Origin of the sequence: Pectobacterium versatile (assembly GCF_003932035.1) — a bacterium.
Taxonomy (GTDB): Bacteria; Pseudomonadota; Gammaproteobacteria; order Enterobacterales; family Enterobacteriaceae; genus Pectobacterium; species Pectobacterium versatile.
Map to the genome: position 1 here is coordinate 256,669 of NZ_CP034276.1, position 26,000 is coordinate 282,668.

Annotated in this window: 15 protein-coding genes, 5 tRNA genes and 3 rRNA genes; 21 read left to right on the plus strand and 2 right to left on the minus strand. The window is 49.4% G+C overall.

Going from position 1 to position 26,000, the window contains the following annotated elements:
* Positions 1-18: 18 nt before the first annotated feature.
* The 8 genes from trkH to birA all read left to right on the plus strand — a co-directional run bounded on the left by trkH (position 19) and on the right by birA (position 9,716).
* Entirely contained in the window at positions 19-1,470 is a 1,452-nt protein-coding gene (gene trkH, locus EIP93_RS01150; protein ID WP_010298674.1) for a Trk system potassium transporter TrkH, read from the plus strand.
* 21 nt (positions 1,471-1,491) lie between these two features.
* Positions 1,492-2,031: a menaquinone-dependent protoporphyrinogen IX dehydrogenase gene (hemG, locus tag EIP93_RS01155; protein WP_125232162.1), complete on the plus strand. Its 540-nt coding sequence runs from the start codon at positions 1,492-1,494 to the stop codon at positions 2,029-2,031.
* A gap of 392 nt (positions 2,032-2,423) precedes the next feature.
* A 16S ribosomal RNA gene (locus EIP93_RS01160) occupies positions 2,424-3,965 on the plus strand.
* A gap of 140 nt (positions 3,966-4,105) precedes the next feature.
* Positions 4,106-4,181 (plus strand) — tRNA-Glu (locus tag EIP93_RS01165).
* Positions 4,182-4,413: 232 nt separating this feature from the next.
* Positions 4,414-7,323, plus strand: a 23S ribosomal RNA gene (locus EIP93_RS01170).
* A gap of 125 nt (positions 7,324-7,448) precedes the next feature.
* Positions 7,449-7,564 (plus strand): 5S ribosomal RNA (gene rrf, locus EIP93_RS01175).
* Together the 16S, 23S and 5S rRNA genes with 1 tRNA gene alongside form the textbook arrangement of a ribosomal RNA operon.
* Positions 7,565-7,722: 158 nt before the next feature.
* A complete protein-coding gene (murB, locus tag EIP93_RS01180) occupies positions 7,723-8,760 on the plus strand; it encodes a UDP-N-acetylmuramate dehydrogenase (protein WP_103863057.1) in 1,038 nt (345 codons plus the stop codon).
* Positions 8,757-9,716 (plus strand): bifunctional biotin--[acetyl-CoA-carboxylase] ligase/biotin operon repressor BirA, encoded by a 960-nt coding sequence (gene birA, locus EIP93_RS01185; RefSeq protein ID WP_103863056.1) that lies wholly within the window; start codon positions 8,757-8,759, stop codon positions 9,714-9,716. Before murB ends, birA begins: the two co-directional genes overlap by 4 nt.
* Before the next feature lie 29 nt (positions 9,717-9,745).
* Here the strand turns inward: birA and coaA are convergent, their stop codons facing one another.
* Positions 9,746-10,696 carry a type I pantothenate kinase gene (gene coaA, locus EIP93_RS01190; RefSeq protein WP_012772929.1) on the minus strand — a complete coding sequence of 317 codons (951 nt, stop codon included), beginning with the start codon at positions 10,694-10,696 and terminating at the stop codon, positions 9,746-9,748.
* A gap of 211 nt (positions 10,697-10,907) precedes the next feature.
* Positions 10,908-11,456 (minus strand): GNAT family N-acetyltransferase, encoded by a 549-nt coding sequence (locus EIP93_RS01195; protein ID WP_103863055.1) that lies wholly within the window; start codon positions 11,454-11,456, stop codon positions 10,908-10,910.
* A 331-nt stretch (positions 11,457-11,787) separates the two neighbouring features.
* Between EIP93_RS01195 and EIP93_RS01200 the strand changes: the two genes are divergently transcribed.
* From EIP93_RS01200 to rpoC, 13 genes are all read left to right on the plus strand, one after another.
* A tRNA-Thr gene (locus tag EIP93_RS01200) sits at positions 11,788-11,863 on the plus strand.
* 15 nt (positions 11,864-11,878) lie between these two features.
* Positions 11,879-11,963, plus strand: a tRNA-Tyr gene (locus tag EIP93_RS01205).
* A 130-nt stretch (positions 11,964-12,093) separates the two neighbouring features.
* Positions 12,094-12,168: transfer RNA gene (locus EIP93_RS01210), tRNA-Gly, on the plus strand.
* Positions 12,169-12,174: 6 nt separating this feature from the next.
* A tRNA-Thr gene (locus EIP93_RS01215) sits at positions 12,175-12,250 on the plus strand.
* Positions 12,251-12,357: 107 nt separating this feature from the next.
* Complete coding sequence (tuf, locus tag EIP93_RS01220; protein WP_095700750.1) at positions 12,358-13,542, plus strand: elongation factor Tu; 1,185 nt, start codon at positions 12,358-12,360, stop codon at positions 13,540-13,542.
* A gap of 237 nt (positions 13,543-13,779) precedes the next feature.
* Positions 13,780-14,163 carry a preprotein translocase subunit SecE gene (gene secE, locus EIP93_RS01230; protein WP_095701239.1) on the plus strand — a complete coding sequence of 128 codons (384 nt, stop codon included), beginning with the start codon at positions 13,780-13,782 and terminating at the stop codon, positions 14,161-14,163.
* A gap of 3 nt (positions 14,164-14,166) precedes the next feature.
* On the plus strand, positions 14,167-14,712 hold the full coding sequence (gene nusG / locus EIP93_RS01235; RefSeq protein WP_005970339.1) for a transcription termination/antitermination protein NusG: 546 nt from the start codon (positions 14,167-14,169) through the stop codon (positions 14,710-14,712).
* A 162-nt stretch (positions 14,713-14,874) separates the two neighbouring features.
* Positions 14,875-15,303 (plus strand): 50S ribosomal protein L11, encoded by a 429-nt coding sequence (gene rplK, locus EIP93_RS01240; RefSeq protein ID WP_005970337.1) that lies wholly within the window; start codon positions 14,875-14,877, stop codon positions 15,301-15,303.
* A gap of 3 nt (positions 15,304-15,306) precedes the next feature.
* Positions 15,307-16,011: a 50S ribosomal protein L1 gene (gene rplA / locus EIP93_RS01245; RefSeq protein WP_095701240.1), complete on the plus strand. Its 705-nt coding sequence runs from the start codon at positions 15,307-15,309 to the stop codon at positions 16,009-16,011.
* A gap of 317 nt (positions 16,012-16,328) precedes the next feature.
* Entirely contained in the window at positions 16,329-16,826 is a 498-nt protein-coding gene (rplJ, locus tag EIP93_RS01250; RefSeq protein ID WP_012772934.1) for a 50S ribosomal protein L10, read from the plus strand.
* A 66-nt stretch (positions 16,827-16,892) separates the two neighbouring features.
* Positions 16,893-17,258, plus strand: a complete 366-nt coding sequence (gene rplL / locus EIP93_RS01255; protein WP_005970331.1) for a 50S ribosomal protein L7/L12 — start codon at positions 16,893-16,895, stop codon at positions 17,256-17,258.
* A gap of 327 nt (positions 17,259-17,585) precedes the next feature.
* The gene (gene rpoB / locus EIP93_RS01260; protein ID WP_103863031.1) at positions 17,586-21,614 is read left to right on the plus strand and encodes a DNA-directed RNA polymerase subunit beta; all 4,029 of its coding nucleotides are present in this window, start codon (positions 17,586-17,588) and stop codon (positions 21,612-21,614) included.
* A gap of 124 nt (positions 21,615-21,738) precedes the next feature.
* On the plus strand, positions 21,739-25,962 hold the full coding sequence (rpoC, locus tag EIP93_RS01265) for a DNA-directed RNA polymerase subunit beta' (RefSeq protein ID WP_103863030.1): 4,224 nt from the start codon (positions 21,739-21,741) through the stop codon (positions 25,960-25,962).
* The last annotated feature ends 38 nt before the right edge of the window (positions 25,963-26,000 follow it).

Below are 26,000 nucleotides of genomic sequence, written 5' to 3' on the forward strand. Positions count from 1 at the left end.
ATTAAGGAATTCCCTGCGATGCACTTGCGCGCCATAACCCGTATTGTCGGCCAGTTGGTTATCCTTTTTTCCGGGACGATGGTTATTCCCGGACTGGTGGCGTTAATTTACCGTGATGGCGCAGGCCGGGCGTTTACGCAGACATTTATTGTCGCGCTGGCGATTGGCATCATGCTGTGGCTACCAAACCGAAAACAGAAGCATGAACTGAAATCTCGTGAAGGGTTCCTGATCGTAGTCCTCTTCTGGACGGTGCTGGGAAGTGTCGGTGCGCTGCCTTTCCTGTTTGCTGAACATCCTAATTTGGGCGTAACGGATGCTTTTTTCGAATCGTTCTCTGGGTTAACGACAACGGGCGCCACTACGTTGGTCGGGCTGGATTCACTGCCTAAAGCCATTCTGTTTTATCGACAAATGCTGCAATGGTTTGGTGGGATGGGGATCATCGTACTCGCCGTTGCTATCCTGCCGATTCTTGGTGTCGGTGGGATGCAGCTTTATCGCGCGGAGATGCCGGGGCCGCTGAAGGAAAACAAAATGCGCCCGCGTATTGCCGATACGGCAAAAACGCTGTGGCTGATTTACCTCTTACTTACGATTGCCTGTGCTGTCGCGCTTTGGCTGGCTGGCATGCCGGTATTCGATGCGATTGGCCACAGCTTCTCTACGGTGTCTGTCGGCGGGTTCTCTACTCATGATGCGAGTATCGGCTACTTTAATAGCCCAACGATTAACACCATCATCGCGATATTCCTGCTGATTTCTGGCTGTAACTTTGGTTTGCACTTTGCTCTGCTGAGTGGCCGCAGCCTGAAGGTATACTGGCGTGACCCAGAATTCCGCATGTTCATCTTTGTTCAACTGTCGCTGGTGGCCGTGTGTACGATTGTCCTGTGGTTCCACCACGTTTATGACAGCGGGATGCAGACGATCAATCAGGCATTCTTCCAGGTTGTCTCTATGGCGACAACGGCAGGGTTTACGACGGACAGCATTGCATCGTGGCCGCTTTTTCTGCCGGTTTTGCTTCTGTGTTCCGCGTTTATTGGCGGGTGTGCGGGCTCAACTGGGGGCGGCTTGAAAGTGATTCGTATCCTGCTGCTTTTCCTGCAAGGATCGCGTGAGCTCAAGCGTTTAGTACATCCGAATGCGGTTTACACGATCAAGCTGGGGCACCGCGCGTTGCCGGAGCGCATCCTTGAAGCCGTATGGGGATTCTTTTCCGCGTATGCGCTGGTTTTTATTGTCAGCATGCTAGCCGTCATTGCGACAGGCGTTGATGATTTCTCTGCGTTTGCGGCGGTCGCCGCCACATTGAATAATCTGGGACCGGGTTTGGGTGTCGTCGCGGAGAATTTTACGTCGATGAATGATACGGCGAAATGGATTCTGATACTGACAATGCTGTTTGGTCGTTTGGAAGTCTTCACGCTTTTAGTGCTGTTTACGCCAACCTTCTGGCGGGAATAGTCCCCATAAGGATAAAGAACAATGAAAGCTTTGATCGTGTTTTCGAGTCGCGATGGGCAAACAAGAGCGATTGCCTCCTATATTGCGAATACGCTGAAAGGAATCCTGGAGTGCGATGTTGTTAACGTACTCAATGCGAATGATATCGATCTGAGCCAATACGATCGGGTCCTGATTGGGGCGTCGATTCGGTACGGGCGCTTTCATCCAGCAGTAAATCAATTTATCCGTAAGCATCTGACTTCTTTACAGCCGCTACCCAGCGCATTCTTCTCCGTGAATCTCACCGCACGTAAACCAGAAAAGCGCACAATACAAACCAATGCCTATACGCGTAAGTTCCTGCTGAATTCACCCTGGCAGCCGGATTTGTGCTGCGTGTTCGCTGGTGCCCTACGTTACCCACGCTACCGCTGGTTTGATCGAGTAATGATTCAACTGATTATGCGTATAACTGGGGGCGAAACGGATAGCACTAAAGAGATTGAATACACTGACTGGCAGCAGGTTGCCCGTTTCGCTCAGGATTTCGCCCAATTAGCGGCGAAAAATCCGGCATAACGGCGTCTTTTAATTCGCTTTGCTGAAAAAAAAATCACTCGGTAATTTTTTTGCATTTAGCGCTTGTCAGCGTGCGAGAAGTCCCTATAATGCGCATCCACTGACACGGCAACAGCGATACGCGGTTGTGGTGACAGCAAAAAGATTCAACGAAGCAGTCAGTAATGACTTGACTTCACAGCGGAAAAGCATAGTATATGCAGCCCGCGCCACCGATGAAGTGGCACCGCTCTTTAACAATTTAATCAGACAATCTGTGTGGGCACTCACAAGACCGTATCTTAACGATATAAAAAAGTCTTGAAGAGTGAACAACAGTAAAATTCATTACGAATGAACAGTTACTAATTCTTTGAGCATCGCTGACGAGTTCAGCAAATCAAACAAATCTTAAATTGAAGAGTTTGATCATGGCTCAGATTGAACGCTGGCGGCAGGCCTAACACATGCAAGTCGAGCGGTAGCACAGAAGAGCTTGCTCTTTGGGTGACGAGCGGCGGACGGGTGAGTAATGTCTGGGAAACTGCCTGATGGAGGGGGATAACTACTGGAAACGGTAGCTAATACCGCATAACCTCGCAAGAGCAAAGAGGGGGACCTTCGGGCCTCTCGCCATCAGATGTGCCCAGATGGGATTAGCTAGTAGGTGAGGTAATGGCTCACCTAGGCGACGATCCCTAGCTGGTCTGAGAGGATGACCAGCCACACTGGAACTGAGACACGGTCCAGACTCCTACGGGAGGCAGCAGTGGGGAATATTGCACAATGGGCGCAAGCCTGATGCAGCCATGCCGCGTGTGTGAAGAAGGCCTTCGGGTTGTAAAGCACTTTCAGCGAGGAGGAAGGCGGTAAGGTTAATAACCTTATCGATTGACGTTACTCGCAGAAGAAGCACCGGCTAACTCCGTGCCAGCAGCCGCGGTAATACGGAGGGTGCAAGCGTTAATCGGAATGACTGGGCGTAAAGCGCACGCAGGCGGTCTGTTAAGTTGGATGTGAAATCCCCGGGCTTAACCTGGGAACTGCATTCAAAACTGACAGGCTAGAGTCTTGTAGAGGGGGGTAGAATTCCAGGTGTAGCGGTGAAATGCGTAGAGATCTGGAGGAATACCGGTGGCGAAGGCGGCCCCCTGGACAAAGACTGACGCTCAGGTGCGAAAGCGTGGGGAGCAAACAGGATTAGATACCCTGGTAGTCCACGCTGTAAACGATGTCGATTTGGAGGTTGTGCCCTTGAGGCGTGGCTTCCGGAGCTAACGCGTTAAATCGACCGCCTGGGGAGTACGGCCGCAAGGTTAAAACTCAAATGAATTGACGGGGGCCCGCACAAGCGGTGGAGCATGTGGTTTAATTCGATGCAACGCGAAGAACCTTACCTACTCTTGACATCCAGAGAACTTTCCAGAGATGGATTGGTGCCTTCGGGAACTCTGAGACAGGTGCTGCATGGCTGTCGTCAGCTCGTGTTGTGAAATGTTGGGTTAAGTCCCGCAACGAGCGCAACCCTTATCCTTTGTTGCCAGCGATTCGGTCGGGAACTCAAAGGAGACTGCCGGTGATAAACCGGAGGAAGGTGGGGATGACGTCAAGTCATCATGGCCCTTACGAGTAGGGCTACACACGTGCTACAATGGCGTATACAAAGAGAAGCGACCTCGCGAGAGCAAGCGGACCTCATAAAGTACGTCGTAGTCCGGATTGGAGTCTGCAACTCGACTCCATGAAGTCGGAATCGCTAGTAATCGTAGATCAGAATGCTACGGTGAATACGTTCCCGGGCCTTGTACACACCGCCCGTCACACCATGGGAGTGGGTTGCAAAAGAAGTAGGTAGCTTAACCTTCGGGAGGGCGCTTACCACTTTGTGATTCATGACTGGGGTGAAGTCGTAACAAGGTAACCGTAGGGGAACCTGCGGTTGGATCACCTCCTTACCAAGAAGATGTGTGTTAAGTGAAGTGCTCACACAGATTGTCTGATGAAAATACTGAGCAAGCGCACCTGTTGATGCGATGAGTGTAAACTCATGCTGACGCGATAGTGCCGAATTTCTGATTCGGTACGGATTTTTCGTGTCCCCATCGTCTAGAGGCCTAGGACACTGCCCTTTCACGGCTGTAACAGGGGTTCGAATCCCCTTGGGGACGCCAATCCGATAATGAGTGAAAGACATTATCATGAATATCTTAAAGATGATTCTTCGGAGTCATGTTTACGATATTGCTCTTTAACAATCTGGAACAAGCTGAAAATTGAAACATGACAGCTGAACATGCATTGGTACCTGCGGGTATGAATGGTGTATCAGTGTGTCAATGAGTCTCTCAAATAATCGCAGCACGACAGTGACTTTGATTAATCAAAGACACCTTCGGGTTGTGAGGTTAAGCGACTAAGCGTACACGGTGGATGCCTAGGCAGTCAGAGGCGATGAAGGGCGTGCTAATCTGCGATAAGCGTCGGTAAGCTGATATGAAGCGTTATACCCGACGATACCCGAATGGGGAAACCCAGTGTGTTTCGACACACTATCATTACGTGAATACATAGCGTAATGAGGCGAACCGGGGGAACTGAAACATCTCAGTACCCCGAGGAAAAGAAATCAACCGAGATTCCCCTAGTAGCGGCGAGCGAACGGGGAGGAGCCCAGAACCTGAATCAGTTTGTGTGTTAGTGGAAGCGTCTGGAAAGTCGCACAGTAAAGGGTGATAGTCCCGTACACAAAAATGCACAAATTGTGAGTTCGATGAGTAGGGCGGGACACGTGACATCCTGTCTGAATATGGGGGGACCATCCTCCAAGGCTAAATACTCCTGACTGACCGATAGTGAACCAGTACCGTGAGGGAAAGGCGAAAAGAACCCCGGCGAGGGGAGTGAAATAGAACCTGAAACCGTGTACGTACAAGCAGTGGGAGCCTTGATTAATCAGGGTGACTGCGTACCTTTTGTATAATGGGTCAGCGACTTATATTCTGTAGCAAGGTTAACCGTATAGGGGAGCCGTAGGGAAACCGAGTCTTAACTGGGCGTTAAGTTGCAGGGTATAGACCCGAAACCCGGTGATCTAGCCATGGGCAGGTTGAAGGTTGGGTAACACTAACTGGAGGACCGAACCGACTAATGTTGAAAAATTAGCGGATGACTTGTGGCTGGGGGTGAAAGGCCAATCAAACCGGGAGATAGCTGGTTCTCCCCGAAAGCTATTTAGGTAGCGCCTCGTGAATTCATCTTCGGGGGTAGAGCACTGTTTCGGCTAGGGGGTCATCCCGACTTACCAACCCGATGCAAACTACGAATACCGAAGAATGTTATCACGGGAGACACACGGCGGGTGCTAACGTTCGTCGTGAAGAGGGAAACAACCCAGACCGCCAGCTAAGGTCCCAAAGTCATGGTTAAGTGGGAAACGATGTGGGAAGGCACAGACAGCCAGGATGTTGGCTTAGAAGCAGCCATCATTTAAAGAAAGCGTAATAGCTCACTGGTCGAGTCGGCCTGCGCGGAAGATGTAACGGGGCTAAACCATGCACCGAAGCTGCGGCAGCGACACTCAGGTGTTGTTGGGTAGGGGAGCGTTCTGTAAGCCGTCGAAGGTGACCTGTGAGGGTTGCTGGAGGTATCAGAAGTGCGAATGCTGACATAAGTAACGATAATGCGGGTGAAAAACCCGCACGCCGGAAGACCAAGGGTTCCTGTCCAACGTTAATCGGGGCAGGGTGAGTCGACCCCTAAGGCGAGGCTGAAAAGCGTAGTCGATGGGAAACAGGTTAATATTCCTGTACTCGGTGTTACTGCGAAGGGGGGACGGAGAAAGCTAGGTTATCCGGGCGACGGTTGTCCCGGTTTAAGCGTGAAGGTGGATGACTTTGGTAAATCCGGGTCGTCATTAACACTGAGGCGTGATGACGAGTCACTACGGTGATGAAGTAACCAATGCTACGCTTCCAGGAAAAGCCTCTAAGCTCCAGGTAACATCAAATCGTACCCCAAACCGACACAGGTGGTCAGGTAGAGAATACTCAGGCGCTTGAGAGAACTCGGGTGAAGGAACTAGGCAAAATGGTGCCGTAACTTCGGGAGAAGGCACGCTGATGGTAGGTGAAGTGACTTGCTCACGGAGCTGAAATCAGTCGAAGATACCAGCTGGCTGCAACTGTTTAATAAAAACACAGCACTGTGCAAACACGAAAGTGGACGTATACGGTGTGACGCCTGCCCGGTGCCGGAAGGTTAATTGATGGGGTCAGCCGCAAGGCGAAGCTCTTGATCGAAGCCCCGGTAAACGGCGGCCGTAACTATAACGGTCCTAAGGTAGCGAAATTCCTTGTCGGGTAAGTTCCGACCTGCACGAATGGCGTAATGATGGCCAGGCTGTCTCCACCCGAGACTCAGTGAAATTGAACTCGCTGTGAAGATGCAGTGTACCCGCGGCAAGACGGAAAGACCCCGTGAACCTTTACTATAGCTTGACACTGAACCTTGAGCCTTGATGTGTAGGATAGGTGGGAGGCTTTGAAGCGTGGACGCCAGTCTGCGTGGAGCCAACCTTGAAATACCACCCTTTAATGTTTGATGTTCTAACGTGGGCCCGTGATCCGGGTTGCGGACAGTGTCTGGTGGGTAGTTTGACTGGGGCGGTCTCCTCCCAAAGCGTAACGGAGGAGCACGAAGGTTAGCTAATCCTGGTCGGACATCAGGAGGTTAGTGCAAAGGCATAAGCTAGCTTGACTGCGAGAGTGACAGCTCGAGCAGGTGCGAAAGCAGGTCTTAGTGATCCGGTGGTTCTGAATGGAAGGGCCATCGCTCAACGGATAAAAGGTACTCCGGGGATAACAGGCTGATACCGCCCAAGAGTTCATATCGACGGCGGTGTTTGGCACCTCGATGTCGGCTCATCACATCCTGGGGCTGAAGTAGGTCCCAAGGGTATGGCTGTTCGCCATTTAAAGTGGTACGCGAGCTGGGTTTAGAACGTCGTGAGACAGTTCGGTCCCTATCTGCCGTGGGCGTTGGAAGATTGAGAGGGGTTGCTCCTAGTACGAGAGGACCGGAGTGAACGCACCACTGGTGTTCGGGTTGTGATGCCAATTGCATTGCCCGGTAGCTAAGTGCGGAAGAGATAACCGCTGAAAGCATCTAAGCGGGAAACTTGCCTCGAGATGAGTCTTCCCTGGGCACCAGATGCCCCTGAAGGGCCGTTGAAGACTACGACGTAGATAGGCTGGGTGTGTAAGCGTAGCGATACGTTGAGCTAACCAGTACTAATGACCCGAGAGGCTTAACCTTACAACACCGAAGGTGTTTTGAGATGGACTCAAAGAGATTTTGATAATCAGCTTGTTTTAGGATTGGTTCTGATGGTTATGCGAGAGCGAAAGCGAAGCATGACGGTTGGAATGAAACAGAATTTGCCTGGCGGCGATAGCGCGGTGGTCCCACCTGACCCCATGCCGAACTCAGAAGTGAAACGCCGTAGCGCCGATGGTAGTGTGGGGTTTCCCCATGTGAGAGTAGGGAACTGCCAGGCATCAAATAAGTGGAAAGCCTCTGTCGAAAGACAGGGGCTTTTTGCTATGGGAAATTTTTGGTGTATGTTGTTTATACCTTACTTGTGGTAAAAGGCAGTCGGTATCTTGCGTAGATCGGGTAAACTATGTGATATCTGAATTAGTAGGTATTTCCAGCATGGTGCCGAGCATTATTTCATTGAAGTCTCATAACTCTTTCTCATTATCTGTGTCTGCGTCTCGCATTACGGTAGCGGATACTCAAGAGAAATTGATCGAAGAATGGCGCGTCGCCTGCGCATCACAAGAGCCTGTTTTATTGCTAGGAGAAGGAAGTAATGTCCTTTTTCTGGAAGATTTTTTAGGTACTATTCTGCTAAATCGGCTCAAAGGTATAGATGTTCGAGAAGAGAACGATGGCTGGTATCTTCATATTGGTGCAGGTGAGAATTGGCATCAATTAGTTGAATATACGCTTAAATACGGCATTGCCGGGTTAGAAAATCTTGCGTTAATTCCTGGATGTGTGGGGTCTGCACCGATACAAAATATTGGTGCGTATGGTATTGAATTACAAAATGTCTGTGATTATGTGGAATTGCTGGATCTGACAGAAGGTAAGGTCATGCGCCTTAGCACTGAGGAATGCCAGTTCGGTTACCGTGAAAGCATATTTAAGCATCAATACCGCTCTGGGTTTGCGATTACCGCTGTAGGGCTTTTTTTAAAGAAAGAGTGGCATCCAGTACTTAACTACGGCGATTTGGCAAAACTGAATCCTGAAACTGTGACGCCACAGCAGGTATTTGATTCTGTCTGTCATATGCGTCGAAGTAAACTCCCAGATCCTGTAGTGACAGGTAATGCTGGTAGCTTCTTCAAAAATCCAATAATTACACAACAGCATGCCGAACGTATTTTACGAGAGTATCCGAATGCTCCTCAGTATTTACAAGCAGATGGTAACGTTAAATTGGCCGCTGGGTGGTTAATTGATCAGTGCAAGCTTAAAGGATTCCAGCTTGGTGGTGCAGCTGTTCACGAGAAACAGGCATTAGTTCTGATTAATAAGAATAATGCAAAAAGCTCAGATATTGTTGAATTAGCTCGTTACGTTCGCAATCAGGTTGCTGAAAAATTCTCCATACAGCTGGAGCCTGAAGTTCGCTTTATTGCTGCGTGTGGAGAGGTCAATGCCATCGAGGTATTATCATGAAAGATATTACGGTTCCTCTTAAATTAATTAAAATCCTCTCTGATGGTGAGTTTTACTCTGGTGAGCTACTTGGCGAAATGATGGGGATGAGCCGAGCTGCGATTAATAAACATATTCAAACTATACGTGATTGGGGAATTGATGTTTTTACTGTAACGGGTAAGGGCTATTCTTTGCCAGCGCCTATGCAGTTATTAGATGCAGACGTTATTCTTAAGCACCTACCAGAAGGTGGCGTGACGGTTTTACCTGTCGTTGATTCTACGAATCAGTACATTTTAGAACGATTGGATACGCTGTCATCCGGTGATGCATGCCTTGCTGAGTATCAGCAATCTGGGCGTGGTCGTCGGGGGCGGCAATGGTTTTCACCCTTTGGTGCGAATTTGTATTTATCCTTATATTGGCGTCTAGAACAGGGGCCAGCTGCAGCTGTTGGGGTGAGTCTGGTTATCGGTATCGTAATGGCCGAAGTGCTACATAAGCTTGGTGCTGATGGCGTTCGAGTTAAGTGGCCGAATGATTTGTATCTGAAGGATAGAAAGTTGGCTGGCATTCTTGTCGAACTTACCGGAAAAACGGGAGATGCTGCTAATTTGGTAATTGGTGCAGGCATTAATTTACAAATGAGAGAACCTGCTCCAGATACGATTAATCAAGGCTGGATAAATTTACAAGAGGCAGGTATAGAGATTAATCGTAATACTCTTGCTTCGACTCTTATTTCTGAATTAAGAAGTGCTTTGGTTATCTTTGAACTACAAGGTCTTGAACCATTCATTTCCAGATGGGAAAAATTGGATAACTATTTTAATCGCCCGGTCCGTTTGATTATCGGTAATCGCGAAATACATGGGATAGACCGAGGAATAGATCGCCAGGGTGCATTGTTATTAGAAAGCGATGGTCTGATAACACCGTATATTGGTGGGGAAATTTCTCTGCGCGGTGCATGAAAAAGGGGGGGTATCCCCCTTTTTCATATTCATTTTCTTAATCTAACACATTCAACGGCATGGTTAGCACTTTTAGTCATAATAAGACTAGCTCTCTCTCGGGTAGGGAGGATATTTTCTTTTAGATTAAGTCCATTAATTTCCTTCCATAATTGAGATGCAATACCGACAGCTTCTTCTTCCGTCAATTTTGCATAATTATGGAAATATGAATTTGGATTTGAGAATGCACCTTGCCTGAATTTCAAAAATCTATTTATATACCATGTCTGTAACAGTGTTTCAGGTGCATCCACATAAATAGAGAAATCCACAAAATCAGAAACAAAAACTCTATGTGGATCATGTGGATAATCCATTCCGCTTTGTAAGACATTCAAGCCTTCTAATATTAAAATGTCAGGTTGCTCCAGCACTTTATTATTATTAGGGACGATGTCATATGTCAGATGGGAATACGTTGGAGCGGTGACTTTGTGTGTCCCTGATTTTATATCAGAAACAAATTTCACCAAGCTATGCATATCGTATGACTGCGGAAAACCTTTTTTCTTCATCAAATCGCGTTCTTTTAGCACCTTATTTGGATGAAGAAACCCATCGGTTGTAATAAGTTCTACACTGCGGTGTTCCGGCCAGCGGCTTAATAACGCCTGGAGCACACGAGCTGTTGTACTTTTCCCTACAGCGACACTGCCTGCAATACCGATTATGTAAGGTATCTTTTGGCCATCAGTTCCTAAGAACTGCTCAAGCACAGCCTGACGTCGTAAATTAGAGCTGATATAGAAATTGAGCAGGCGAGATAGCGGCAGATAAATTTCCGCGACTTCGTCTAATGAAAGATCTTCGTTAATCCCTTTGAGCTTAACGATTTCTTCCTCTGTCAGCGTTAACGGGACGGAATCGCGCAAGGCGGCCCATTGGCTGCGGTTAAATTGTAGATATGGCGTGGCCAAGGATTGCTCTCTATTGCTCATAAGTCGTGTTCTGCCTGCTTCACAGGTAAGAAAAGGGACTCTCAGCCCAGCGAAGAAAACGGGCTATTAGTTTAGCCAACGCGATGATCGCGGCACCTTCTCTTATGTAATAAATTTTTGATAATGGGCAGGTTAACACTTTGCTGCTAGAAAGAAGAAGAGAAAATCGGTGCTATACCCGATGCTTCTATGTTTACGCATCGGGCGCTCGCTAACTAGCGATGGCTTTACCTAAACCATTCACGGCAAAGAGGCGCTTATAATAAATGGCCGTTGGGTGATAATAGCCATCGGGTGTGCAAGCATAGTCTGGCAATTCTCCCAGATGGCGATAGCCCAATGCACGGTAGAACGCTTCTGCGGGGGAACCTGCTTGAGTATCTAAGTAGAGTAATCCCCTCTGTTGTGAAAGCGCGCTCTGTTCCAATAGTTGAATGAGCAGTCGGCCTATTCCTGCTCTTCTTGTGCGACTGTGAACCAATAATTTTTGAATTTCAGCTCTGTTTTTCCCATTTGGCTTTTGACATAACTCAAGCTGTACGCTTCCGACGACGCCATCCTCATCTCGCGCTACCCATAACATGCGTTCACCGCTGGCGACAGATGTTTGCAAACTATGAAAATATTCTGTGGCTTCTTTGTGGGACAGTGGCGAGTGGTACCCAACAGAAGCACCTTTTTCTACAGCATCTATCAGTAGGCTAGCCAGTTCCTCACGATAGACAGGTAAGGTTGCGGCATTGAGTTGAACGGTTTTCATCGTATTTTTCCTCTTCGACAGAAATTTATTTCTAACCAAGCAAAATTCATTCCAGGTTCATTCCCTTAGAAAAGCGAGCAAAATAGCATCGGTCAGTGCAGTGCGTGCTCTTCTAAAGAGCAAAACCGTATTTTAGGTGCAAGAAGCATTGGCGGAAATTTGATGGCGAAACCTCCACTTTGCTGGATAGAATTGGTGGTTCTTTGCGCTAATTCTTACTGTTACTCTAGATTTATAGCCGGATTTGGATAAAATCTAAGCGATAGCGCATTTTACGCAATTTTTTTGTTGCATCGAGCGTTCTGTCTACCTAGAATGCGCAGCACTTGAAGCCGGCTTAGCTCAGTAGGTAGAGCAACTGACTTGTAATCAGTAGGTCACCAGTTCGATTCCGGTAGCCGGCACCATCAAGTACACAATTAGGTGGGGTTCCCGAGCGGCCAAAGGGAGCAGACTGTAAATCTGCCGTCACAGACTTCGAAGGTTCGAATCCTTCCCCCACCACCAAATTCAATCCTGGCGACAGGATATTCGATACGGTAGCAAGAGTAAGCCGGATCGACGAATGCGGGGTCTATAAAATCTTATTCCCCAATTTCAAAATCTACAGAAAAATTAGGTAGCCGAGTTCCAGGATGCGGGCATCGTATAATGGCTATTACCTCAGCCTTCCAAGCTGATGATGTGGGTTCGATTCCCACTGCCCGCTCCAAGATGTGCTGATATAGCTCAGTTGGTAGAGCGCACCCTTGGTAAGGGTGAGGTCGGCAGTTCGAATCTGCCTATCAGCACCACTTCCTTTTCCTCCTCCTGATTTTCTTTCTGTGAATAAATTCAGCAAGCTATCGCTTGGTTGATGTGGTGATACCACCGATTTATCCGTGTCTTAGAGGGACAATCGATGTCTAAAGAAAAATTTGAACGTACAAAACCGCACGTTAACGTCGGTACTATCGGCCACGTTGACCATGGTAAAACAACGCTGACCGCTGCAATCACTACCGTTCTGGCTAAAACCTACGGTGGTAACGCGCGTGCATTCGACCAGATCGATAACGCACCGGAAGAAAAAGCACGTGGTATCACCATCAACACCTCTCACGTTGAATACGATACCCCGTCTCGCCACTATGCGCACGTTGACTGCCCAGGACACGCCGACTATGTGAAAAACATGATCACCGGTGCTGCCCAGATGGACGGCGCGATCCTGGTTGTTGCTGCGACTGACGGCCCAATGCCTCAGACTCGTGAGCACATCCTGCTGGGTCGTCAGGTTGGCGTTCCTTTCATCATCGTGTTCCTGAACAAATGTGACATGGTTGATGATGAAGAGCTGCTGGAACTGGTTGAGATGGAAGTGCGTGAGTTGCTGTCTCAGTACGACTTCCCAGGCGACGACACCCCAGTGGTTCGTGGTTCTGCTCTGAAAGCGCTGGAAGGCGAAGCTGAGTGGGAAGCAAAAATCATCGAACTGGCAGGCTACCTGGATTCTTATATTCCAGAACCAGAGCGTGCGATTGACAAGCCGTTCCTGCTGCCAATCGAAGACGTATTCTCCATCTCCGGTCGTGGTACCGTTGTTACCGGTCGTGTAGAGCGCGGTATCGTTAAAGTGGGTGAAGAAGTTGAAATCGTAGGTATCAAAGATACTGCGAAATCTACCTGTACCGGCGTAGAAATGTTCCGCAAACTGCTGGACGAAGGTCGTGCGGGCGAGAACGTTGGTGTTCTGCTGCGTGGTATCAAGCGTGAAGAAATCGAGCGTGGTCAGGTACTGGCTAAGCCGGGTTCAATCAAGCCGCACACTCAGTTCGAATCAGAAGTGTATATCCTGAGCAAGGATGAAGGCGGCCGTCATACTCCGTTCTTCAAAGGCTACCGTCCTCAGTTCTACTTCCGTACGACTGACGTAACGGGCACCATCGAACTGCCAGAAGGCGTGGAGATGGTCATGCCGGGCGACAACATCAAAATGGTTGTTACCCTGATCCACCCAATCGCGATGGACGATGGTTTGCGTTTCGCAATCCGTGAAGGCGGCCGTACAGTAGGCGCGGGTGTTGTTGCTAAAGTTATCGCTTAATCGCTGATAACGTTTGACGCGACACGCGATAAAAGGGCATCATTTGATGCCCTTTTTCTACGCTGTCATGGTAGAACCTATCTCATCAGCGATTGTGAGATATAATCATTGGTGAGATAGGCTCTGTAGATACGGCGTAAATACCGAATTATTCGTTTTACAGAACATCTTTCGGTTTGGTTGCTCCGTGGTTACGGGGCAAAGTTATTTGTCTGAATCATTGTGACAGGTTGGTTTATGAGTGCGAATACCGAAGCTCAGGATAGTGGGCGTGGCCTGGAAGTGATTAAGTGGCTAGTAGTAGGTGCCTTGCTGGTCGTTGCGATTGTTGGCAATTATTATTACCGCGAATTTAGTCTTCCTCTGCGCGCATTGGCTGTTGTTATCCTGATCGCCGCAGCCGGTGGTGTGGCTCTGCTGACCACAAAAGGCAAAGCAACCGTAACGTTTGCTCGCGAAGCGCGTACTGAAGTACGCAAAGTAATTTGGCCGACTCGTCAGGAAACGTTACACACCACGTTAATCGTTGCCGCGGTTACTGCCGTGATGTCACTGATTTTGTGGGGACTGGATGGTATTCTGGTTCGTCTGGTATCGTTTATCACTGGACTGAGGTTCTAAAAGATGTCTGAAGCTCCAAAAAAACGTTGGTACGTCGTTCAGGCGTTTTCTGGTTTTGAAGGTCGCGTAGCACAGTCTCTGCGCGAGCACATCAAACTCCATAATATGGAAGAGCTTTTTGGCGAAGTCATGGTTCCTACTGAAGAAGTAGTTGAGATCCGTGGTGGTCAACGTCGCAAGAGCGAACGCAAATTTTTCCCTGGTTATGTTTTAGTGCAGATGGTTATGGAAGATGCGAGTTGGCATCTTGTGCGCAGTGTACCTCGTGTTATGGGGTTCATTGGCGGCACATCTGACCGTCCTGCTCCAATCAGTGATAAAGAAGTGGATGCGATTATGAATCGTCTCCAGCAGGTTGGTGACAAGCCTCGTCCGAAAACGTTGTTTGAACCGGGTGAAATGGTTCGCGTCAACGATGGTCCATTTGCCGACTTTAACGGCGTTGTTGAAGAAGTTGACTACGAGAAGAGCCGCCTGAAGGTGTCTGTCTCTATATTTGGTCGTGCGACACCTGTTGAACTGGACTTTGCTCAGGTCGAAAAAGGCTAATTGCCTGACAAGACTTGCTGAAAATAGCGACTTGCCTATGGCGCGAAATTAACCTATAATTTCGCGCCTTTTGTTTTTCAGTGGCCTTAACGGCGTCTGAAACGTAATACAAACCACGGGGAGCCTTTTACTAGGCGCTATTACCCAATCGAGGAAAGTTAAATGGCCAAGAAAGTACAAGCCTACGTCAAGCTGCAAGTTGCAGCTGGTATGGCTAACCCGAGCCCACCGGTAGGTCCGGCTCTGGGTCAGCAAGGTGTTAACATCATGGAATTCTGTAAGGCGTTCAATGCTAAAACTGAAAGCCTTGAGAAGGGTCTGCCGACTCCGGTTGTTATTACCGTTTATTCTGACCGTTCTTTCACCTTCGTTACCAAAACGCCTCCAGCAGCTGTTCTGCTGAAGAAAGCGGCTGGTATCAAGTCTGGTTCTGGCAAGCCGAACAAAGACAAAGTAGGTAAAGTAACGAGCGCTCAGGTTCGTGAAATCGCAGAAACTAAAGCTGCGGACATGACTGGTTCTGATGTAGACGCCATGGCGCGCTCTATCGCAGGTACTGCTCGTTCCATGGGCCTGGTAGTGGAGGATTAATAAATGGCTAAGCTGACCAAGCGCATGCGCGTGATCCGTGACAAAGTTGATGTAACTAAACAGTATGACATCAACGAAGCTGTTGCTCTGCTCAAAGAGCTGGCCACTGCTAAATTCGTAGAAAGTGTAGACGTAGCTGTTAACCTCGGCATCGATGCACGTAAATCTGACCAAAACGTTCGCGGTGCAACCGTTCTGCCTCATGGCACCGGTCGTTCTGTTCGCGTAGCAGTCTTCACCCAAGGCGCAAACGCTGAAGCGGCTAAAGCTGCTGGTGCTGAGTTTGTGGGCATGGAAGATCTGGCTGACCTGATCAAGAAAGGCGAAATGGGCTTTGACGTTGTTATTGCATCTCCAGATGCAATGCGCGTTGTTGGCCAATTGGGCCAGGTTTTGGGTCCACGCGGCCTGATGCCAAACCCGAAAGTGGGTACTGTGACTCCTAACGTTGCTGAAGCCGTTAATAATGCTAAAGCTGGTCAGGTTCGTTACCGTAACGACAAGAACGGCATCATTCATACCACTATCGGTAAGGTTGATTTCGATTCTAACAAATTGAAAGAAAACCTGGAATCTTTGCTGGTTGCGCTGAAAAAAGCAAAACCATCTCAGGCGAAAGGCGTGTTCATCAAGAAAGTTAGCTTGTCTACCACTATGGGCGCTGGCGTTGCCATCGACCAGAGCGGTCTGAACGCTGCTGCTAACTAATAGCTTTTGTTCCGCTTTACTCGGGTGTGATATTTACCTATAATTTTACGCCCGTTGTTCCTCAAGTGGAATAACGCAAGAATTTTTCGGTTGGAGCCTGGCCTATCCAGGCCTCCGTCCAAGACCGCAGGTGTTTCGTAAGAAACTTAATTCTCCTGCGTAGACGGTGACAGAGCCTAAATAACGTTTTTCTTTTTTATAAAGAATAATTTTTTACTGGATTCTGCTCACCGTGTTTCAACGCTTATCTCTAATTTTGGCGATAAGTGAAGTGAGTTCCGGAGAGTTTCTCCGGCTATATCCAGGAGCAAAAGCTAATGGCATTAAATCTTCAAGACAAACAAGCGATTGTTGCTGAAGTCAGCGAAGTAGCCAAAGGTGCGCTGTCTGCGGTTGTTGCGGATTCTCGTGGCGTTACCGTTGATAAAATGACCGAACTGCGTAAAGCAGGTCGTGAAGCTGGCGTTTACATGCGTGTTGTTCGTAACACCCTGCTGCGCCGCGTCGTTGAAGGCACTCAATTCGAATGCCTGAAAGACACGTTTGTTGGTCCGACCCTGATTGCATACTCTATGGAACACCCGGGCGCTGCTGCTCGTCTGTTCAAAGAGTTCGCGAAAGCGAATGCAAAATTTGAGGTCAAAGCTGCAGCCTTTGAAGGCGAGCTGATCCCGGCGGCTCAAATTGACCGTCTGGCAACGCTGCCGACTTACGAAGAAGCACTGGCACGTCTGATGTCGACCATGAAAGAAGCCGCTGCCGGCAAACTGGTCCGCACTCTGGCTGCTGTTCGCGATGCAAAAGAAGCTGCGTAATAGCGCTTTTTTTTCTAACGTACTTGCTAACGTATAAACTATTTCTGATTCTTAGGAACAATTGTTATGTCTATCACTAAAGATCAAATTCTGGAAGCAGTAGCAGCTATGTCTGTAATGGATGTTGTTGAGCTGGTTTCTGCTATGGAAGAAAAATTCGGTGTTTCTGCTGCTGCTGCTGTAGCTGTTGCTGCTGGCCCAGCTGAAGTTGCTGAAGAAAAAACTGAGTTCGACGTTGTGCTGAAAGCTATCGGCGCTAACAAAGTTGCTGTAATCAAAGCTGTTCGCGGCGCAACTGGTCTGGGCCTGAAAGAAGCCAAAGATCTGGTTGAGTCTGCACCAGCAGTGATGAAAGAAGGCGTGAGCAAAGATGACGCTGAAGCACTGAAAAAATCACTGGAAGAAGCTGGCGCAGAAGTTGAAGTTAAATAAGCCAACCTTTCAGGTTGCAGCCTGATTTATTAGGCTGATGGCTGGTGACTTTTTAGTCACCAGCCTTTTTGCGCTGTAGGGCATCAATGGGGTTTCACACTGTTTAGCCATTGATTTCCCCCAATATTTTTTTCTATTGACGACTTAATATACTGCTTTCCTGCATGGGCTCCATGCCTAAGCAAGAGTAACGAAATGGTTTAAGAGTAATAGAAAGACGTATTACGGAAAGTTCTCTATTTTCCGACCAACATAAATAGTGTTGCATGAACTGTCCTTGTTAGGGCAGACAGAGTGGTTCGACTTGTCAGCTAGCTGAGGAACCCTATGGTTTACTCCTATACCGAGAAAAAACGCATTCGTAAGGATTTTGGTAAACGTCCACAGGTTTTGGACATACCTTATCTCCTTTCTATCCAACTTGACTCGTTCCAGAAGTTTATCGAGCAAGACCCGGAAGGTCAGTACGGTTTGGAAGCTGCATTCCGTTCTGTTTTCCCTATAAAAAGCTATAGCGGTAATTCAGAGCTGCAATACGTTAGCTATCGCTTGGGCGAGCCAGTATTTGACGTTAAAGAATGTCAGATCCGTGGTGTGACGTACTCTGCGCCGCTACGCGTAAAACTGCGCCTGGTGATCTACGAGCGCGAAGCGCCTGAAGGCACCGTTAAAGACATCAAAGAACAAGAAGTTTACATGGGCGAAATTCCGCTCATGACCGATAACGGTACCTTTGTGATCAACGGTACTGAGCGCGTAATCGTGTCTCAGTTGCACCGTAGTCCAGGTGTGTTCTTCGATAGCGACAAAGGTAAAACCCACTCTTCAGGTAAGGTGCTGTATAACGCACGTATTATTCCTTACCGTGGTTCCTGGCTGGATTTCGAGTTTGATCCGAAGGATAACCTGTTTGTCCGTATCGACCGTCGTCGCAAATTGCCTGCGACCATTATCCTGCGCGCGCTGGGTTATTCCACCGAACAGATTCTCGATCTTTTCTTCGATAAAATTGTCTATGAAATCAATGGCAATAAATTGCAGATGGATCTGGTTCCTGAGCGTCTGCGTGGTGAAACCGCATCGTTTGATATTGAAGCGAACGGTAAAGTTTATATCGAAAAAGGTCGCCGCATCACTGCGCGTCATATCCGTCAGTTAGAGAAAGACGGTATTGAGCGTATTGAAGTGCCTGTTGAATATATCGCTGGCAAAGTACTGTCCAAAGATTATATCGACGAGAGCACCGGTGAACTGATCGGCGCAGCCAACATGGAGCTGTCGCTGGATCTGCTGGCTAAACTAAGCCAGTCTGGTCACAAACGTATTGAGACACTGTTCACCAACGATCTTGATCATGGTGCATACATGTCTGAAACCGTGCGCGTCGATCCGTCAAACGATCGTCTGAGTGCGCTGGTTGAAATTTATCGCATGATGCGTCCTGGTGAACCACCAACGCGTGAAGCAGCAGAAACGCTGTTTGAGAACCTGTTCTTCTCTGAAGACCGCTACGATCTGTCTGCGGTTGGTCGTATGAAGTTCAACCGTTCTCTGTTACGTGATGAGATCGAAGGTTCCGGTATCCTGAGCAAAGATGACATCATCGAAGTGATGAAGAAGCTCATTGATATCCGTAACGGTAAAGGCGAAGTGGATGATATCGACCACCTCGGCAACCGTCGTATCCGTTCCGTCGGCGAAATGGCAGAAAACCAATTCCGCGTTGGTCTGGTGCGTGTAGAACGTGCTGTAAAAGAGCGTCTGTCTCTGGGCGACCTCGATACGCTGATGCCACAGGACATGATCAACGCCAAGCCGATTTCGGCTGCCGTGAAAGAGTTCTTCGGTTCAAGTCAGCTGTCACAGTTTATGGACCAGAACAACCCGCTGTCCGAGATTACGCACAAACGTCGTATCTCCGCATTGGGTCCAGGCGGTCTGACGCGTGAACGTGCTGGCTTTGAAGTTCGTGACGTACACCCGACTCACTACGGTCGCGTTTGTCCTATCGAAACGCCGGAAGGTCCGAACATCGGTCTGATCAACTCCCTCTCCGTTTATGCGCAAACGAACGAATACGGTTTCCTTGAAACCCCGTATCGTCGTGTGCGTGAAAATGTGGTGACGGATGAGATCCATTACCTGTCTGCGATTGAAGAAGGTAACTTCGTTATCGCACAGGCGAACACCAATTTGGACGAAGAAGGCCGCTTCATCGACGAACTGGTTACCTGCCGTAACAAAGGCGAGTCCAGCTTGTTCAGCCGCGATCAGGTTGAATACATGGACGTTTCCACACAGCAGGTGGTTTCCGTCGGTGCATCCCTGATTCCGTTCCTGGAACACGATGACGCCAACCGTGCCCTGATGGGTGCGAACATGCAACGTCAGGCCGTTCCGACCCTGCGCGCTGATAAGCCGCTGGTTGGTACCGGTATGGAACGCGCTGTTGCGGTTGACTCCGGTGTAACTGCCGTAGCCAAACGTGGTGGTACAGTACAGTACGTGGATGCCTCTCGTATTGTAATCCGCGTTAATGACGATGAAATGTATCCGGGCGAAGCCGGGATCGACATCTATAACCTGACCAAATATACCCGTTCTAACCAGAACACCTGCATCAGCCAGATGCCGTGTGTGTCACTGGGTGAGCCGGTAGAACGTGGTGACGTTCTGGCAGATGGTCCGTCCACCGATCTGGGTGAACTGGCGCTGGGTCAGAACATGCGCGTGGCATTCATGCCATGGAATGGTTACAACTTCGAAGACTCCATCCTCGTTTCCGAGCGTGTGGTTCAGGAAGATCGCTTTACGACCATCCACATTCAGGAACTGGCCTGTGTGTCTCGTGACACCAAGTTAGGGCCTGAAGAAATTACTGCGGACATCCCGAACGTGGGTGAAGCAGCACTTTCTAAACTGGATGAGTCCGGCATCGTTTACATCGGTGCGGAAGTGACCGGTGGTGACATTCTGGTTGGTAAGGTAACGCCGAAGGGGGAAACCCAACTGACGCCAGAAGAGAAACTGCTGCGTGCGATCTTCGGTGAGAAAGCGTCTGACGTTAAAGACTCTTCTCTGCGTGTACCAAACGGTGTTTCCGGTACGATTATCGACGTACAGGTCTTTACCCGCGATGGCGTGGAAAAAGACAAACGTGCGTTGGAAATCGAAGAAATGCAGCTGAAGCAGGCGAAGAAAGACCTGACTGAAGAGTTGCAGATTCTGGAAGCGGGTCTGTTTGGACGTATCCACGCAGTGCTGGTTTCTGGCGGCGTAGAAGCTGACAAACTGGACAAACTGCCGCGCGAGCGCTGGTTGGAACTGGGTCTGACTGATGAAGATAAGCAGAATCAGTTGGAACAGCTGGCAGAACAGTATGATGAGCTGAAGCACGAGTTTGAGAAAAAACTTGAAGCTAAGCGCCGTAAAATCACCCAAGGCGATGATCTGGCACCTGGCGTGCTGAAAATCGTTAAGGTTTATCTGGCCGTTAAACGTCAGATCCAACCGGGTGACAAGATGGCAGGTCGTCACGGGAACAAAGGTGTTATCTCCAAGATCAACCCGATCGAAGATATGCCTTACGATGAGAACGGTACGCCGGTCGATATCGTACTGAACCCGCTGGGCGTACCTTCACGTATGAACATCGGTCAGATTCTGGAAACCCACTTGGGTATGGCTGCGAAAGGTATCGGCGAGAAAATCAACGCCATGCTCAAACAGCACGAAGAAGTGACCAAACTGCGTGAGTTCATCCAGAAAGCCTATGACCTGGGCGACGATGTGCGTCAGAAAGTCGACCTGAGTACTTTCTCAGACGAAGAAGTTATGCGTCTGGCTGAAAACCTGAAGAAAGGTATGCCAATTGCAACGCCAGTATTTGACGGTGCAAAAGAGAAAGAAATCAAGGAACTGTTGCAGATGGGCGGTATCCCTACCTCCGGTCAGATTACCCTGTACGATGGACGTACCGGTGAGCAATTTGAGCGTCAGGTTACCGTGGGCTACATGTACATGCTGAAACTGAACCACTTGGTTGACGATAAGATGCATGCTCGTTCCACCGGTTCTTACAGCCTGGTTACTCAACAGCCGCTGGGTGGTAAGGCGCAGTTCGGTGGTCAACGCTTCGGTGAGATGGAAGTGTGGGCGCTGGAAGCTTATGGTGCAGCTTATACCCTGCAAGAGATGTTGACCGTTAAGTCTGATGACGTGAACGGCCGTACCAAGATGTATAAGAACATCGTGGATGGCAATCATCAGATGGAACCAGGCATGCCGGAATCCTTCAACGTATTGTTGAAAGAAATCCGTTCGCTGGGTATCAACATCGAGCTGGAAGAAAAGTAATCCCAGCTCGTTGTATTGCTGGCATTCGTCATAGGGACACCTGAACGTTGTTTTTAACGACAATATTGTTGTTAACGGCATAGATCAGGTGTCTATCAGGTCTAACTCCGACAGGAGCCAATCCGTGAAAGACTTATTAAAGTTTCTGAAAGCGCAAACTAAGACCGAAGAGTTTGATGCGATCAAAATTGCTCTGGCTTCGCCAGACATGATCCGTTCGTGGTCTTTTGGTGAAGTTAAAAAGCCAGAAACCATCAACTACCGTACGTTCAAACCTGAACGTGACGGCCTTTTCTGTGCCCGTATCTTTGGGCCAGTAAAAGATTATGAGTGCTTGTGCGGTAAGTATAAGCGCCTGAAACACCGCGGTGTTATTTGTGAGAAGTGCGGCGTTGAAGTGACCCAAACTAAAGTACGTCGTGAGCGTATGGGTCACATTGAGCTGGCTTCTCCGACTGCGCACATCTGGTTCCTGAAGTCACTGCCTTCCCGTATCGGTTTGCTGTTAGATATGCCGCTGCGTGATATTGAGCGCGTGCTTTATTTTGAATCTTATGTCGTGGTTGAAGGCGGCATGACCAACCTTGAGCGCCGTCAGATCCTGACTGAAGAGCAGTATCTGGATGCGTTGGAAGAGTTTGGTGATGAGTTCGACGCGAAAATGGGCGCCGAAGCGATTCAGGCTCTGCTGAAGAACATGGATCTGGAACAGGAATGCGAGCAGCTGCGTGAAGAGCTGACCGAAACCAACTCTGAAACCAAACGTAAGAAGCTGACGAAGCGCATTAAGCTGCTGGAAGCATTCGTACAGTCTGGTAACAAGCCAGAGTGGATGATCCTGACCGTTCTGCCAGTACTGCCACCAGATTTGCGTCCGTTGGTTCCGCTGGATGGTGGTCGTTTCGCGACTTCCGACCTGAACGATCTGTATCGTCGCGTGATCAACCGTAACAACCGTTTGAAACGTCTGCTGGATCTGGCTGCGCCAGATATCATCGTACGTAACGAAAAACGTATGTTGCAGGAAGCGGTTGATGCCCTGCTGGATAACGGCCGTCGCGGTCGTGCGATCACCGGTTCTAACAAACGTCCTCTGAAATCTTTGGCCGATATGATCAAAGGTAAACAGGGTCGTTTCCGTCAGAACCTGCTCGGTAAGCGTGTTGACTACTCCGGTCGTTCCGTAATCACCGTTGGTCCATACCTGCGTCTGCATCAGTGTGGTCTGCCGAAGAAAATGGCACTGGAGCTGTTCAAACCGTTCATCTACGGCAAGCTGGAACTGCGTGGTCTTGCTACCACCATTAAAGCCGCCAAGAAAATGGTTGAGCGCGAAGAAGCTGTCGTATGGGATATCCTGGACGAAGTTATCCGCGAACACCCGGTACTGCTGAACCGTGCACCAACACTGCACCGTTTGGGTATCCAGGCATTTGAACCGGTTCTGATCGAAGGTAAAGCGATCCAGCTGCACCCGCTGGTTTGTGCGGCATATAACGCCGACTTCGATGGTGACCAGATGGCTGTACACGTACCGTTGACGCTGGAAGCCCAGTTGGAAGCGCGTGCGTTGATGATGTCGACCAACAACATCCTGTCCCCTGCGAATGGTGAGCCAATCATCGTTCCTTCTCAGGACGTGGTATTGGGTCTGTATTACATGACGCGTGACTGTGTTAACGCCAAAGGCGAAGGCATGGTGCTCACGGGTCCGAAAGAAGCTGAACGTGTTTATCGCGCTGGTCTGGCCTCTCTGCATGCGCGCGTTAAAGTGCGTATCACGGAAGAGATCAAGAGCATCGAAGGCGAGGTTACGCATCAGACGTCGATTATCGATACGACTATCGGCCGTGCCATCCTGTGGATGATCGTACCGAAAGGTCTGCCGTACTCGATCGTTAACCAGCCTCTGGGCAAGAAAGCGATCTCCAAAATGCTGAACACCTGTTACCGCATTTTGGGTCTGAAGCCGACAGTTATCTTCGCTGACCAGACTATGTACACCGGTTTTGCTTACGCGGCGCGCTCTGGTGCTTCCGTAGGTATCGATGACATGGTTATCCCGGAGAAAAAAGCCGAGATTATCGAAGAAGCCGAAACCGAAGTTGCCGAGATTCAGGAGCAGTTCCAGTCTGGTCTGGTTACCGCGGGCGAACGCTATAACAAAGTGATCGATATCTGGGCAGCGGCGAACGAACGTGTTGCGAAAGCGATGATGGAAAACCTGTCCGTTGAGGATGTGGTTAACCGTGATGGCGTGGTTGAGCAGCAGGTTTCTTTCAACAGCATCTTTATGATGGCCGACTCCGGTGCGCGTGGTTCTGCAGCACAGATTCGTCAGTTGGCGGGTATGCGTGGTCTGATGGCGAAACCAGATGGTTCGATCATCGAGACGCCAATTACCGCAAACTTCCGTGAAGGTCTGAACGTACTCCAGTACTTCATCTCGACGCACGGTGCGCGTAAAGGTCTGGCGGATACCGCACTGAAAACAGCGAACTCCGGTTATCTGACTCGTCGTCTGGTTGACGTTGCGCAGGATCTGGTTGTGACCGAGGACGATTGTGGTACCCACGAAGGTATCATGATGACGCCGGTTATCGAGGGTGGTGATGTTAAAGAACCACTGCGTGAGCGCGTACTGGGTCGTGTAACGGCTGAAGACGTGATCAAACCGGGCACTGCGGACATTCTGGTTCCACGTAACACGCTGCTGAATGAGCAGTGGTGTGACATGTTGGAAGAGAACTCCGTTGACGCCGTTAAAGTACGTTCAGTCGTAAGCTGCGAAACCGACTTTGGCGTGTGCGCCAATTGCTACGGTCGCGATCTGGCTCGTGGTCATATCATCAACAAAGGTGAGGCCATCGGGGTTATCGCGGCACAGTCCATCGGTGAACCAGGTACACAGTTAACCATGCGTACGTTCCACATCGGTGGTGCGGCATCGCGTGCGGCAGCTGAGTCCAGCATTCAGGTGAAAAACAAAGGTAGCCTGAAACTGAACAACGCGAAGTTCGTTATGAACAGCAACGGTAAACTGGTTATTACTTCACGTAATACCGAACTGAAACTGATCGACGAATTCGGACGTACCAAAGAAAGCTATAAAGTGCCTTACGGTGCAGTGATGGCGAAGGGTGACGGCTCAGAAGTTAGCGGTGGCGAAACCGTCGCAAACTGGGACCCGCATACCATGCCAGTGGTGACCGAGGTAAGCGGTTTCATCCGCTTTGCTGATATGATTGACGGTCAGACCATTACTCGCCAGACCGACGAACTGACTGGTTTGTCCTCTATCGTGGTTCTGGATAGCGCAGAGCGTACCGGTAGTGGTAAAGACCTACGTCCAGCACTGAAAATCGTTGATGGCAAAGGCGAAGATGTACTGATTCCAGGTACTGATATGCCTGCTCAATACTTCCTGCCGGGTAAAACAATTGTTCAGCTGGAAGATGGGGTTCAGATTGGTGCCGGTGATACATTGGCGCGTCTCCCTCAGGAATCCAGTGGTACCAAGGACATTACCGGTGGTCTGCCACGCGTAGCCGACCTGTTTGAAGCCCGTCGTCCGAAAGAGCCGGCTATTCTGGCAGAGATCAGCGGTATCATTTCCTTCGGTAAAGAAACCAAAGGTAAGCGCCGTCTGGTAATTTCTCCGTTGGATGGCAGCGATGCTTACGAAGAGATGATTCCGAAATGGCGTCAGCTTAACGTGTTCGAAGGTGAAGTTGTGGAGCGTGGTGACGTTGTTTCCGACGGCCCAGAGTCTCCGCACGATATTCTGCGTCTGCGTGGTGTACATGCAGTAACGCGTTATATCACCAACGAAGTTCAGGAAGTTTACCGTCTGCAAGGCGTTAAGATTAACGATAAACACATCGAAGTTATCGTTCGTCAGATGTTGCGTAAAGGCACCATCGTTAGCGCTGGTGGCACGGAGTTCCTGGAAGGCGAACAGGCAGAATTCTCTCGCATCAAGATTGCTAACCGCCAGTTGGAAGCGGATGGCAAGATTACGGCAACGTTCAGCCGCGATCTGCTGGGTATCACCAAAGCATCTCTGGCGACCGAGTCCTTCATTTCTGCGGCATCGTTCCAGGAAACCACTCGCGTACTGACCGAAGCCGCTGTTGCTGGTAAGCGTGATGAACTGCGTGGCCTGAAAGAGAACGTTATCGTAGGTCGTCTGATCCCAGCGGGTACGGGTTATGCGTACCATCAGGATCGTATGCGCCGCCGTCAGGCGGGTGAAGCGCCTGTCGTGCCTCAGGTGAGTGCCGATGAAGCTTCTGCTAACCTGGCCGAACTGCTGAACGCAGGCTTTGGTAGCAGCGACGACGAATAAGTCTTTTTGCGCTGCGCTATCATGCGGTAAATAACAGA